13 protein-coding genes are annotated in these 13,103 nt (G+C 70.7%); 7 read left to right on the plus strand and 6 right to left on the minus strand.

Annotation, left to right across the window (positions count from 1 at the left end; translation table 11 throughout):
- The first annotated feature begins 27 nt into the window (after nucleotides 1-27).
- From C8K38_RS24490 to purH, 4 genes are all read left to right on the plus strand, one after another.
- Nucleotides 28-942, plus strand: a complete 915-nt coding sequence (locus C8K38_RS24490; protein WP_097213969.1) for a DUF5336 domain-containing protein — start codon at nucleotides 28-30, stop codon at nucleotides 940-942.
- A gap of 107 nt (nucleotides 943-1,049) precedes the next feature.
- A complete protein-coding gene (locus C8K38_RS24495; RefSeq protein WP_219912807.1) occupies nucleotides 1,050-2,558 on the plus strand; it encodes a cell division protein PerM in 1,509 nt (502 codons plus the stop codon).
- Nucleotides 2,559-2,614: 56 nt separating this feature from the next.
- A complete protein-coding gene (gene purN / locus C8K38_RS24500) occupies nucleotides 2,615-3,256 on the plus strand; it encodes a phosphoribosylglycinamide formyltransferase (protein WP_077042660.1) in 642 nt (213 codons plus the stop codon).
- A complete protein-coding gene (purH, locus tag C8K38_RS24505) occupies nucleotides 3,253-4,806 on the plus strand; it encodes a bifunctional phosphoribosylaminoimidazolecarboxamide formyltransferase/IMP cyclohydrolase (RefSeq protein WP_097213970.1) in 1,554 nt (517 codons plus the stop codon). The genes purN and purH overlap by 4 nt, the downstream gene beginning before the upstream one ends.
- 118 nt (nucleotides 4,807-4,924) lie before the next feature.
- On the opposite strand, the gene C8K38_RS24510 is transcribed toward purH, so the two are convergent.
- Nucleotides 4,925-5,116 (minus strand): hypothetical protein, encoded by a 192-nt coding sequence (locus tag C8K38_RS24510; protein ID WP_027500842.1) that lies wholly within the window; start codon nucleotides 5,114-5,116, stop codon nucleotides 4,925-4,927.
- Between the two features lie 333 nt (nucleotides 5,117-5,449).
- On the minus strand, nucleotides 5,450-6,319 hold the full coding sequence (locus C8K38_RS24515) for an endonuclease domain-containing protein (protein WP_097213971.1): 870 nt from the start codon (nucleotides 6,317-6,319) through the stop codon (nucleotides 5,450-5,452).
- 233 nt (nucleotides 6,320-6,552) lie between these two features.
- Between C8K38_RS24515 and C8K38_RS24520 the strand changes: the two genes are divergently transcribed.
- Nucleotides 6,553-7,059: a DUF2004 domain-containing protein gene (locus C8K38_RS24520; RefSeq protein WP_097213972.1), complete on the plus strand. Its 507-nt coding sequence runs from the start codon at nucleotides 6,553-6,555 to the stop codon at nucleotides 7,057-7,059.
- A 48-nt stretch (nucleotides 7,060-7,107) separates the two neighbouring features.
- Here C8K38_RS24520 and C8K38_RS24525 read toward each other — a convergent pair whose 3' ends face one another.
- The gene (locus C8K38_RS24525) at nucleotides 7,108-8,073 is read right to left on the minus strand and encodes an alpha/beta hydrolase family protein (RefSeq protein ID WP_097213973.1); all 966 of its coding nucleotides are present in this window, start codon (nucleotides 8,071-8,073) and stop codon (nucleotides 7,108-7,110) included.
- 130 nt (nucleotides 8,074-8,203) lie between these two features.
- Here C8K38_RS24525 and C8K38_RS24530 point away from each other — a divergent pair, with 130 nt between their 5' ends.
- A complete protein-coding gene (locus C8K38_RS24530; protein WP_099459062.1) occupies nucleotides 8,204-9,400 on the plus strand; it encodes a helix-turn-helix domain-containing protein in 1,197 nt (398 codons plus the stop codon).
- Between the two features lie 203 nt (nucleotides 9,401-9,603).
- On the plus strand, nucleotides 9,604-10,464 hold the full coding sequence (locus C8K38_RS24535; RefSeq protein ID WP_097213975.1) for an alpha/beta hydrolase family protein: 861 nt from the start codon (nucleotides 9,604-9,606) through the stop codon (nucleotides 10,462-10,464).
- Nucleotides 10,465-10,498: 34 nt separating this feature from the next.
- Here the strand turns inward: C8K38_RS24535 and C8K38_RS24540 are convergent, their stop codons facing one another.
- The 3 genes from C8K38_RS24540 to C8K38_RS24550 are packed head-to-tail and all read right to left on the minus strand — an operon-like array spanning nucleotide 10,499 to nucleotide 13,070.
- Entirely contained in the window at nucleotides 10,499-11,068 is a 570-nt protein-coding gene (locus C8K38_RS24540) for a DUF4126 domain-containing protein (RefSeq protein WP_097213976.1), read from the minus strand.
- A 47-nt stretch (nucleotides 11,069-11,115) separates the two neighbouring features.
- Nucleotides 11,116-12,780, minus strand: a complete 1,665-nt coding sequence (gene mctP, locus C8K38_RS24545) for a monocarboxylate uptake permease MctP (RefSeq protein ID WP_097213977.1) — start codon at nucleotides 12,778-12,780, stop codon at nucleotides 11,116-11,118.
- Nucleotides 12,777-13,070, minus strand: a complete 294-nt coding sequence (locus C8K38_RS24550; protein ID WP_097213978.1) for a DUF3311 domain-containing protein — start codon at nucleotides 13,068-13,070, stop codon at nucleotides 12,777-12,779. Before C8K38_RS24550 ends, mctP begins: the two co-directional genes overlap by 4 nt.
- Nucleotides 13,071-13,103: the final 33 nt, after the last annotated feature.

Consider the following 13,103-nt stretch of genomic DNA (forward strand, 5'->3'; position numbering starts at 1 on the left):
CAATGCAGACCCTCCCTAGGAGATGTCATGACTTTCACGCCTGCGGGGTCCGGTTACGGTCCGGGCGAGCCGCCGTCCGGGGGACTCGGGTCGAAGGGCCTGCCCTATCTGCTCACCCTCGGCGTCCTTGGGCTCGCCATCATCAACTTCCTGCTGGGGTTCGCCCCGTTCGCGAAGGTGACCACCTTCGGTGACGAGACCCTGACGCAGAGCTCCTTCGAGGCCGGCTACCCGATCCTGGCGCTGGCCTTCCTGCTCTTCGGTGGGCTGCTGGCCGGCCTGTCGCTGCTGCCCGAGCAGCCGTACAAGGGCGCGGCGGCGGCCGCGTCGGTGGTGGGATTCCTCATCGCGTTGTTCTTCATGTTCAGCCTGTCCGAGGGCGTCTCGCTGGCCGTCGGCGGCATCACCGGCCTGATCCTGGCGTTCGTCCAGGCCGCGGTCGCGGTGGCGGTGCTGCTGTTCTCGCTCGGCATGCTCAAGGTGCCCGCCCCGAAGCCGGCCGGCTACGCGCCCCAGGGTTACCCGCAGGGCTACGGCCAGCCGCCGCAGGGGTACGGCCAGCAGCAGGCGCCCGGCCAGCCATACGGCCAGGCGCCCCAGGGCTACGGACAGCCGCAGGCACCCGGTCAGCCGCAGCCGCAGGGCCAGCCGCAGGCGCAGCCCGGCTACGGACAGCCGCAGCCCGGTTACGGCCAGCCGCAGCCGTATCCCGGTGGCTACGGTCAGCAGGGCTACGCGCAGCCGACGAACCCGTACGCACCGCCCGCGCCGCAGCAGGGCTACGGCCAGGCGCCGCAGGGCTACGGCCAGCCGCAGCAGTCCGGTCCGCAGGATGCCGCCACCGGCCCGGCACCGCAGTCGCCCGAGACCGCGGCTACGGACGAAGGCACCGCCGCCCCAACCCAGGCCTTCGGATCGGCCCCGAAACGGGACGCGGACTAGCGACACCCGCGCTCGACGCCCCCCGGTGAGCCGGGGGGCGTCGTCGTGTCCGGACCTGTCGGCGCGCCTGGCAGACCGTCCCCAAGACAGATGTCACCCTCGAGGAGATGAGTTCCTTGCGCAGCAGCGACACCCTCCGCCGTCCGAGCAGACGGCGGACACCGGCGGCACCGAGGCCCACGCCGAACCCCGAGCAGATCCGCACCCTGCTCGCGGTGGCATTGCGGCCCGCGCTGGTCGCGCTGGCGCTGATCGCCGCGTGCATCCTCGTGACGCTGGTCGCGGCGAACAGCGATCTCACCGGGACAAGCGGCGCCATCGCGGCGAGCTGGCTGGCCGTGCACCAGGTGCAGCTCACCATCGGCGGCGCCTCGCTCGGCGTGCTGCCGTTGGTCCCGACCATCCTGATGATCTGGTCGGTCGCGCGCGGCTGCGCGCACGCCGTCACAGAGCAGACTCCGCGACACGAACAACTCTGGGTACTCGGCGCCGCGCTCGCCGGTCCGTTGCTGGTCACCGCGCTGGCGCTGGCCGTGATCAAGGACGCGTCGTCGGTGATCGCGCTGGCCCCGCCCAACGCGCTGGCCGCCTTCGGCTGGGTGCTGGGCGTGCACCTGATCGGCGCGGGCATCGGGATGGGCAGCAAGCTGTGGCGCCCGATCTGTGCCCGGCTCGGCGTACCGGAGTGGGTGCGCGCGTCCGCCAGGCCCGCGCTGCGGGTCGGGTTGGCGCTGCTGGCGTCCGGTGCGGCCCTGACCGCGGTGGCGCTGATCTCGTCGTGGGCCGAGGTGGGCGAGCTGCTCGAGGCCGGTGACGGCTTCGGCGGCGCGCTCGGCCTCACCCTGCTCTCGATCCTGTATCTGCCGAACCTCGCGGTCGGCAGCGCGGCGATGCTGGTCGGGTCGACCGCGCACCTCGGCGACGCGTCGCTGAGCGTGTTCACCGTCGTCGGCGGGCCGCTGCCTGCGCTGCCCCTGCTCGGGGCGGTGCCCGCGGGGCCGAGCGGTGGCGGCTGGCCGGCCCTGTTGCTGATCCCCGCGGTCCTCGGCATCCAGCTCGGACGGGACTGCGCGCACCGCGCGGGCGGTCCGGCGGTGGCGGTGCGCAAGGTGCTGGTCGCGGCCGCCGCGGCGGCCCTGGCGCTGGGTCTGCTCGGGTTCGCCGCGGGCGGGGAGCTCGGTTCCTTCGGGACGGTCGGGGTGGACCTCGTGACGTTCACCGGGCTGTCCTTCGCCTGGTTCGCGGTGTTCGGTTCGCTGACCGCGCTGGTCGTGGCCAAGCGCGGGGGTGCAGTCCGGGAGCCGTCGAAGCCCGCCGAACAGCCCGATCCGCCGCGGACCTACACGCTGGCCGCTCGAATGCTCGACCGCCCGGTGCCGGAACCGGTGAAGGAGCTGCCGGGTGCCTCGTACATCGAGGGCGAGGTGGTGGTCGAGGCCGAGGTGGTCGACCCCGGTGGCGACCCGGTCGCGGCCGCGAGCGATCCGGTGGTCGCGTCCACCGACGCGGTCGATGCCGAGATCGACGAGGCGGTGGTGGACGCCGAGGTGGCGGACGTCACGTCCGATGCGGCCGAAGCGGACCTGCCCGACAGCACCCGGACCAGCAGCGACTAGGATTCTTCCCGGCCGGGGCACACTCCGGTCGCCGGCCCGCACACAGGAGTAGAGCGCTGACTGCCTCGCGTGAGTACTTCCGCCCCGGCTCGACCGAGCCGGTCCGAGTCGTGGTCCTCGCTTCCGGTACCGGGAGCCTGCTGCAGTCGCTGATCGCGGCCGCCGTCGACGACTACCCCGCCCGCATCGTCGCGGTCGGGGTCGACCGCGACTGCGACGCTGCCGGGCACGCGGAGGCCGCTGGCATCCCCGCCTTCCGGGTGGGACTGCGCGACCACGCCGACAGGGCCGCATGGGACCGGGCGCTGACCAAGGCGACGGATGCGCACCAGCCGGACCTCATCGTCTCGGCCGGGTTCATGAAGATCCTCGGCCCCGAGTTCCTCGACCGCTTCGGCGGCCGCATCATCAATACCCATCCCGCCCTGCTGCCCTCGTTCCCCGGCGCGCACGCGGTGCCCGATGCCCTGGCCTACGGCGTGAAGATCACCGGTTCGACCGTGCACCTGGTCGATGCCGGGGTCGACACCGGACCGATCCTGGCCCAGGAGCCCGTGCCCGTGCTCGAGTCCGACGACGAGTCGAGCCTGCACGAGCGGATCAAAACGGTGGAACGGCGACTGCTGGCGGAGGTTCTCGCCGCCGTCGCCACCCGAGGTGTTATTTCCGATGGACGAAAGGCCGTGATCCCGAAGTGACCGAACGTAAGGCTGTGCGCCGCGCATTGGTGAGCGTCTACGACAAGACCGGCCTCGTGGAACTGGCCACCGGGCTGCACCAGGCCGGGGTCGAGCTGGTCTCCACCGGCTCAACGGCCTCGAAGATCGCCGATGCCGGCATCCCGGTCACCAAGGTCGAGGACCTGACCGGCTTCCCGGAGACGCTCGACGGTCGCGTCAAGACCCTGCACCCGCGCGTGCACGCCGGCATCCTCGCCGACACCCGCAAGGACGAGCACCTCGATCAGCTGGTCGAGCTGGGCGTCGAGGCGTTCCAGCTGGTGGTCGTGAACCTGTACCCGTTCACCGCCACCGTCGCATCCGGCGCCACCCCGGACGAGTGCGTCGAGCAGATCGACATCGGCGGTCCGTCGATGGTGCGCGCCGCGGCCAAGAACCACCCTTCGGTCGCGGTCGTCGTGGACCCGGGCAAGTACGAGGACGTGCTCGCCGCGATCTCGGCGGGCGGGTTCACCATGGCCGAGCGCACTTCCCTTGCCGCGCAGGCGTTCCAGCACACCGCGTCCTACGACGTCGCGGTCGCCGGCTGGATGACCTCGACCCTCGTCGAGTCCGATTCGCAGTTCCCCGAGTGGGCAGGCGCGAGCTGGAACCGCACCGCGGTCCTGCGTTACGGCGAGAACCCGCACCAGGCCGCGGCGCTGTACGAGGACCCGGCTGCCCCCGCCGGACTCGCACAGGCGAAGCAGTTGCACGGCAAGGAGATGTCGTACAACAACTACACCGACGGTGACGCCGCGTGGCGCGCCGCCTTCGACCACGCCGAGCCCGCGGTCGCGATCATCAAGCACGCCAACCCCTGCGGCATCGCCGTGGGTGCGGACATCGCCGAGGCGCACCGCAAGGCGCACGCCTGCGATCCGGTCAGCGCGTTCGGTGGCGTCATCGCCGCGAACCGCGAGGTGACCGTCGAGATGGCCGAGCAGGTCGCCGAGATCTTCACCGAGGTCGTGATCGCGCCCTCCTACGCCCCCGGTGCAGTCGAGGTGCTGGCCCGCAAGAAGAACGTGCGGGTGCTCGAGGCCGCGGTTCCGAACGCGACCGGCGTGGAGCTGCGTCCGATCTCCGGCGGCGCGCTGCTGCAGGAGCGGGACGTGCTCGACGCCGAGGGCGACGACTCGGCCAACTGGACCCTGGTCACCGGTGACGCGGCCGACGCCGCGACCATGAAGGATCTCGAATTCGCTTGGCGCGCATGCCGCGCCGTCAAGTCGAACGCGATCCTGCTCGCCCACGACGGCGCTTCGGTCGGCGTCGGCATGGGTCAGGTCAACCGCGTCGACTCGGCGCACCTGGCCGTGCAGCGCGCGGGGGACCGGGTCGCCGGTTCGGTGGGCGCCTCTGACGCATTCTTCCCGTTCCCGGACGGCTTCCAGGTGCTCGCGACCGCTGGCGTCAAGGCGGTCGTGCAGCCGGGCGGTTCGGTTCGCGACAACGAGGTGATCGAGGCCGCCCGCGAGGCAGGCGTCACGATGTACCTGACCGGGGCGCGCCACTTCGCGCACTGAGGTTCTTCTCGCGCACTGAGGTTCTGACGAAAGGTGCACGCTCGCTTCCCGCCGAGTGTGCACCTTTCGTCGTTCCTACCCGGGCGATGCCCCGGTAGCTGCACACTCGACGCGGTCGTCAGGCGGCCGACCCGGAGATCACGATCCGGGCGGCGCCGCGGTCGAGCAGCTCGCGGGCCAGGTCGGTCGCGGCCGCGCGCTGGGCGGCGTCGGTGTGGGACAGGTCGAGGGTGACCGCGTGGCCGGTGAGGTCGGCGGGAAGGGAGGTCAGCGGCGGTGCCGTGGACAGTTGGCTGATACGAAGCTTCATGGGATTTCCTTGCTGTTGAAATGCTGGGGGTAGTAAAAGAAACGGCACCCGGGCGTGTGCCCTGGGTGCCGAGAACGGATCCGCTACGTCAGGATCGTTCTCGGGATACGCGCTTGGCCGACATGTGGCACTGCCACGCGGGTACGGCGCTGAGGTGCGCGTAATGCGTCATTGTGGCCGTCCCTTCGGTCTAGGCGTCGTTGGTTAGGCGAGAACGCTACAGCACGCCGGCGGCCAGCGCATCTCGGATTCCCGCGCCTGGGCCGCCGAGAGTGCATCTGCCGGTGCATCGGCCGAGATGGGACGACGGAATCTGCACACTCGACGGGGTGGTCAGACCGGGGCGCCCGCCTCCCACAGCGCGGCACGGGCGCGCTTGGCGACCGTGTGCGGACGCAGTCGCAGCTGCGCGGAACCGACGCGGACCACCCGCCACCCGAGGTTCGCCAGCAGTTCGAGCCGCTCGACATCCCACGCGCGTTGGCTCTCGTCGGTCCAGTGCTGCTCGCCGTCGTATTCCACGAGAACCTTCCAGCGTTCCCATCCCATGTCCGACCGCGCGACGACGCGGCCTCGCCCGTCCCGGACGGCGATCTGCGTCGACGGGCGCGGCAACCCGCCGTCGATCAGCAGCAGCCGGGTTCGGGTCTCCTGCGGCGACTCCGCGCCGCCGTCGACGAGTTCGAGGACATGACGGAGCTGGATGATTCCCCTTGCCCCGCTGTGATTCTCGGCGACCGCACGGATCTCCTCGGGCTTCGTGTCGGTGGCGTTGCAGAGTGCGTCGAGCATCTCGACCGCGCGGTCGAACGGCAGCCGACGGCCGAGGTCGTAGCCGGTGCGGGCCGGGGTCGACGCGAGCCACCCACCGGCGAGGCAGATCTCGTCCGGACCCAGTGCGTCACCGTGGATCAGCACTCCCGACGTGCTGCGCCTGCTGCCCGTCCGGAACAGCTCCGCGCGGGTGCCCGGGTCGATCCATTTGGTGCCGTGCACCGCCGCGGCGGACATCCCGGCGAGGATCCCGTCCTCGCCGGCCCAGAGCGCCGCGGCCCGCGCGCGGAGGATCGCGTCGATCCTGATTCCCTTGGCGATGTACACATCTCGGTGGATCCGGTGGAAGTTCAGGCGTAGTTGCCGGTCGGTCACAGTGCCGACCGCGACGGCCGCGCTGCCCGAGAACGGTTCGTCGAATTCCCCCATCCGTCGAGACTGGCCGATGGGTCACGGCTCCGACAGGGTCCGCGGCGATCTGTGGAGAACCGATTCGGTTGTCCACAGATCGGCCGAGAGTGCAGTTGTCGGGACATCGCTCGGGTAGGCGCGACGGCAGCTGCACGCTCGGCGACGGCCGCGGGCCCGAGACGGCCGCGGGCCCGAGACGGCCGCGGGCCCGGGACGACCGCTGCCAGGGACGACTAGGGCATGCTTGCGGGATGCAGGTGACAATTCACTCGGAGCTGGTGGGTCCGCTGTCGTTGGACACAGATTCCGGATTTGCCGACGAGGTCACCATTCGAACTCCGAACGGTGCTGTGCCCGTGTGGTTGAGCATCTTCGAGAGTGTCTCTCGGAACGGCGAGCTCCTGGGTGAGACGGGTGTCCTCATCGACGCGTTCCCCGAGTTGGTCGGCAAGGCGCGCAAGCTCCTCGTGGAGGATCTCGGCACGGGGACGCAGGTCGCCCAGTTCGTGGAGTTCCACACGGACGAGCTCGACCTTCCCGAGGTTCGGAAAGCGCACGAGGCGTATCGAGGTCAACGCGCGACGGCGGAGGAGTTGGTGGCTCTCCTGGACCCGAAGGCGTTCGTCTTGTCTGTGGGCGAGGGTGGCGGACTGGTGAGCTGGATCGACTTCACGCTGTCGCCGGATGATTCCGATCAGCTCCTGGTCGTTCGCTTCGATTCGGACCGGCATGCCACGAGCACCTCGTGGGAGAGCTGACGAGATCGACCTCGCGTCCAACCAGTCGAACAGGTCGGGAGACGTGGCCTAGAGCCCGGCGAGCCAGTTCCGGAACCCGGCGGTGAACTCCGCTGAGTAGGGCAGGTCCTCGATGTAGTCGGCGCCGGTCGAGTCCCGCTCGCCGATCTCCTTGAGCACGTGATTGGCCGTGGTCATCCGCACCGATGTCAACGCTGCGGCGGCCAGCGCCACGTCCAGCGCGTCCACGTCGGCGTCCGCGACCTGGGTGTCCCGCGCCGAGCAACTGGTCAGCACCGGCAGTCCCGCGGGCAGCGCGCCCGCCAGCACGCGCGGGTCGAGCGCATCCTCCTCGGCGAGCGCCTTGGCGTTGACCGGCACGAACCCGGCCATCCGCAGCGGCTCGGGCAGATCGTCGGGGAGGGTGCCGTCGGCGCGCAACGACTCGACGGCCTCGGTCAGCGCGGTGCGCAGCTCGTCGGCCAGCTCGAGCGGGAGCGCCCCGGCGCCGAGGGCGCCGTCCACCTGCGCGTTGATCTGCCGGGTCAGCAGGTCCAGCAGCCGGACCGCGAGCGGCTCGAGCAGGCCGAGCCCGGCGAGGGCAGGGGCGTCATCGGCGACCGCAAGCGCGAGCCCGACCAGAGCGCCCTCGCTGTGCCCGACCACCAGCAGCCGGTCCGCATCGACATCTGGTTGCGCCGCAAGGTAATCCAGCCCGTCGGCGGCCGCGTCCACGAAGGTGGAGAAGCCGAGCCCCGCGACGTCCTCGACCTCGTACGGCCCCAGTCCGGTCTCCCCGCTGCCGAGCTTGTCGTAGCGCAGGCTCGCGAAGCCGGCGTCCGCCATCGTGTCGGCCAGGAAGCGGAGGGTGCCGATGGACCCGGGCATCAGGGCGCTGTCCCCGTTGCGGTCGGTCGGCCCGCTGCCGGCGAGGAGCAGCGCCGCGGGCACCGGGCCCGACACGCCGTCGGGGAGCCGCAGGCTGCCGTGCAGGGTGACGTCGCCGCTGGCAAAGGTGATCTCGGTGTCGGCCATGGCCCACTGTCTACCAGAGCGGGGGGCCGGGGAACGAGCCCGTCGGCGCCGCCCCGCGGGCTACCATCCTGCTCATCGCGCACCGTGCCTGCGGCCGCGGGATGGTCTCGCGGAGAAGGGCGGCGGCTGGGTGCGCGACGGGGACAACGCCTCACACATCCTGACCGCGGTGGCGCGGCCGCTCTCGGGGCGACTGCCCGCGATCGCCGCGGGGCTGGCCGAGCAGATCCTCGCCGAGGACGGCGCCTACGCCGCGCTGGTCGCCCCCGCGGAGCTGCGGGACACGATCCTGCACAACCTCGGCCAGGCCATGACCTCGATGCTCGACCGCTCCGAGGATCGTCCCGTCGACCTCTCCGACGCCGCCTGGACCGGCCGGACCCGGGCCGAGCAGGGCCTGCCGCTGTCCTCGCTGCAGGACGCGTACCGACGCGGCTGCCGGCTGCTCTGGCAGGCCATGATCGAGACGGTGGCCGAGGAGTACCCGGCCTCGCTGCCCGACCTCCTGCCGTGCGTGGGCGATCTGTGGGACATCGTCGACCTCCTCGTCGGCGCGGTCGCCGATGCCTACCATGAGGCGGAATCCGAGCGCCTGGCGCGGGACGGCGAGCGGCGGAACGCCGTGCTCGACGTCCTGCTCGGCGGGCCGGGAGCCGACTTCCCCGTCGGCGGGGGAGCGGGCCTCGTCGCGGAGGCGTCGGCGTTTCTTGGGCTGGCCGAGCGCGGCCGCTACGCGGTGGCCGTGGTGCGGTCGGTCGGGCGGGGTGCCGGTCTGCCCCGGGACCGGGGCTACTCGGCGACCGGGGGCTTCCACATCCTGTGGCGGATCCGCGCGGATCACGAGGTGGGGCTGATCTCGCTCGGGTCGGACGAGGTGGCCGAGCCCGCCAGGCTGCTGGAGGAACAGGGCGTGGCCGCCGGGATCAGCCCGGTGGTGGGTTCGCTGGCCGAGCTGGCCAGGGCCCGTTGGCTCGCCGAGATCGCGTTGCAGACCTGCGGGCCCGACACCGACGAGGTGGTGGTGCTCGATCGGCGGCTGCCGATCGCACTGGTCGCCGCCCAGCCGGATCTCGCGGAGCGACTCCGAACGGTGGTGCTCGGCCGGGTGCTCCGGTTGCCGCCGGTGGAACGTGACCTGTTGCTCGACACCGTCACCGCCTGGCTGGACGCGGGCGGCTCGGCTGCGGGCGCGGCCACGACGCTGTTCTGTCACCGCAACACCGTCCTGAACCGGTTGCGGCGGATCGAGGACCTCACCGCCCGATCCATCACCGACCCGCGCGCGATGATCGAGCTGGCGCTGGCTGTCGAGGCCGCTCGCCGATAGCCCGATCTGGGCAGCCGAGCCAGTGCAGGGGCCGCCCGATTGTGCTCGGGCACAAGGCCCGCGCGGAGATCGGATTTCGGCTGCACGCGTCGAGGGCGCGGCATAGCTTTCACGCCATGAACTCCCCGTCACCGGCCCGGAGTCATGCTGTGCCGGTGCGCAACCCGCCCTCGGGCGACTATCGAAAGGGAAGGTGTTCGCGCATGCGCACTCGCACTTCCATCCTCCGCGCCTGGCTGGCCGCCGCCGTCACGGCCGCGGTCACCGCGGTGACACTGACGGCCGTCGCCGCGCCCGCGCAGGCCGAGGGCATCCCGAGCGTCGGGCGGAATTGGGCCGCGCCCGGTCCCTATACGCCGGAGGTCAGCATCGGTGCGGTGCACACGCTGTACTACCCGCAGAACATGGGGGCGCGCGGCGAGAAGCATCCCGTGGTCATCTGGGGCAACGGCACCGGGGTGCTCCCCGGCGCGTACACCCTGTTGCTGCGGCACTACGCCAGCCACGGCTTCATCGTGGTCGCCGCCAACACCCCCGCCAGCAACTTCGCGATCACCATGCGCAGCGGCATCGACCTCATCGAGAACCTCAATGCCGACCCCGCCAGCGTCTTCCACGGCAAGGTGGACCTGGACCGGGTCGGATCCGCGGGACACTCCCAGGGCGGCTCGGGCGCGATCAACGCCGCCGTCGACCCCCGGGTCGACACCGTCGTCGCGATCCAGCCGGGACCGCTCAACGACGTCGATCTGATCGACGAGCCCGTGCTGTTCCTCGCCGGGCAGTTCGACGCGATCGTGTGGCCGATCCTGGTGAAGGGCATGTACAACGACGCCGACCACGTCCCGGCGGAGTACGCGGAACTGCGCGGCGCCACCCACTTCGGCACCGGCATCTCGGGCGGTGACATGCGCGCACCGTCCACGGCCTGGCTCCGGTACTGGCTGATGGACGACGCGAACGCCCGCGCCGAGTTCTTCGGTCCGAACTGCGGCTTCTGCTCGGACAGCCGCCAGTTCTCCGACTTCAAGCGGAACGCGCTGGCCGGCCAGATCCCGGGCTGAGTGGTGCGCCGGGTGTGAAGTCTGCGGTATGCCCCTATGAACGCAGCGCCCGCACCCGGCGCGCGCCCTTCCATGCGAACCACAGCATCAGGCCCAGCACCAGCGGGATGAGCAGCGGCAGCAGGAAGGCCACCAGCACCATGCCGAACGAGACGCCGTCCTCGATCACCGACAGCGCGGGGTTTGCGAGACCTCCGGTGGTCGCGGTGCTCACCGCGCGGGTTCCGGTCTGCGCCGCGCTGAACGCGAGCGCGGTGGGCGCGCCGACGATGATGCCCGCGATCACCGCGGTCGACGGGTCGAGGTCGGTGAACACCGCGCCCGCCGCGATGGCCGCCGCGATCGGCCTCGAGATGGTGCCGAACATCCCGAGTGCGTTGTCCACCAACGGGATCAGGTCGGCGAGCAGCTCGGCGGCGGTGGCGGCGGCAAGGGCGACCAACGCGCCGGTCGACCCGACCCACGCGAAGCTCTCGCCGAGGGAGATGCCGAACAGTTCGAAGTGTGCGGCCGCGCTGAGCATCAGCAGCGGCAGGAAGGTGCGCAGGCCGGTGGCGGCGGCCAGTCCGAGTCCGAGCAGGGCGGGCAGCAGCCAGGTCTCCATTGGCAGAGTCTAGGAGTCTTCCACGGCGTGCCCACCGGATTCATCCGTCACGGGCTGGGGGTGGCCTCCGTCGGGGTCGGCGGCAGCGGCGCGACCCGGGGATCGCCCGCGTCCGCGAAGTAGTCGCCCCTGATGGTCGCGTCCACCCCGTCCGGGGCCTTGACCGCCCGCATGACCAGCGTGAGCACCGCCGCGACGATGATGTTGACCACGAACGCCGTCAACGCGATGTAGCCCATCTGCGCGATGCCGGGGATCGAGGCTAGCGATCCGGCGAAATGCGCCGCGGTGGCGGACGAGACGTTGTACGCCGCGATCGTGCCGTACACCATGCCGACCGCCCATCCCGCGAGCAGCGCCCACCGATGGAACCAGCGGGTGTAGAGCCCGAACACGATGGCGGGGAACGTCTGCAGGATCCAGATGCCGCCAAGCAGCTGGAAGTTGATGGCGTTCTGCTTGTCGAGGGTCAGCACGAAGATCAGCGCGACGAACTTGACGAACAACGAGGTCAGTTTGCTGACCTTGGCCTCCTGCGCGGGTGTCGCGCCGGGCCTGAACCATTCGCGGTACACGTTGCGGGTGAACAGATTTGCGGCCGCGATGGACATGATCGCCGCCGGCACCAGCGCGCCGATCGCGATCGCCGAGAACGCGACCCCGGCGAACCAGGCGGGGAAGGCGTCCTCGAACAGCTGCGGGACCACCAGCTGCGCATTGGGTTTGCCGTCCAGCCCGATCGGCTTGGTGCCCGCGGCGATCGCCACCCAGCCGAGCAGGGCGAGCAGGCCCAGCAGGAACGTGTAGGCGGGCAGAATCGCGGCGTTGCGCCGAATGGTGTTGCGGGACTTCGACGACAGGGTGGCGGTGATCGAGTGCGGGTACATGAACAGTGCCAGGGCCGAGCCGAGCGCCAGTGTCGCGTAGGCCCAGTACTGCTGGCTGTTCGGGATGAATGTCCCGGTCGGTTTACCGGTGGCGGGATTCGGGGTGGCCATCTTCGCCTCGGCGGCGTCGAAGATGTGGCCCCAGCCGCCGTAGCGGGACGGCAGGTAGATCACAGCCACGATGATGACCAGGTAGATCAGCGTGTCCTTGACGAACGCGATGATCGCGGGCGCGCGCAGGCCCGACGAGTAGGTGTAGGCGGCCAGTACCGCGAACGCGATGAGCAGGGGCAGGTCCTTGGCGATCACGTTGTCCGCGCCGCCGATGCCGATGACCTCGAGCACGGCCTGGATGCCCACCAGCTGCAGCGCGATGTACGGCATGGTCGCGAGGATGCCGGTCAGCGCCATCGCCAGCGAGAGCCAGCGGGAGCCGTACCGGCCGCCGACGAAGTCTGCGGTGGTGACGTACCCGTGCCGGTGGCTCACCGACCACAGTCGCGACATGAAGACGAAGATGATCGGGTACACCACGATCGCGTACGGGATCGCGAAGAAGCCGCTCACCGAGCCGAGCGCGAACATCGCGGCAGGCACCGCGATGAAGGTGTACGCGGTGTAGATGTCGCCGCCGATCAGGAACCACGTCACCCAGGTGCCGAAGCTTCGGCCGCCGAGCCCCCACTCGTCGAGGGTCTGCAGGTTCGACGCCCTGCGCCAGCGCGAGGCCAGGAATCCCATCACCGTGACGAGCGTGAACAGGGCGATCAGGACGGCCAGGGCCACGCCGTTGACGCCGGTGTCGCTCGCGGCCGGCGTGGTCACCGGTCGGACCCGCCGTCGGTGACCTCGGGCGCGGGCCCCTCGGTCATCGGCCGGTGCGGGCGGGCCTTCAGCACGATCTTGTAGGCCGACCAGGTGGCGCCTGCGCAGAGGAACACCCACAGGAACTGGTACCAGAAGAAGAAGGGCACGCCGCCCAGTTCGGGGCCACTGCGCGCGTAGGTCGAGACCCACAGGATGGCGACGATCGGCAGCAGCAGCAGGACCACGGCGAGGGCCAGCAGGCGCTTGTTCGCAGGTGGGGTGGTGTCGTGATCGTGCTCCGCAGTCATGATGGGTACTCCGCATCTCGACGCGGCGGACTG

The organism is Rhodococcus sp. OK611 (assembly GCF_003050885.1).
Lineage (GTDB): Bacteria > Actinomycetota > Actinomycetes > Mycobacteriales > Mycobacteriaceae > Rhodococcus_G > Rhodococcus_G oryzae.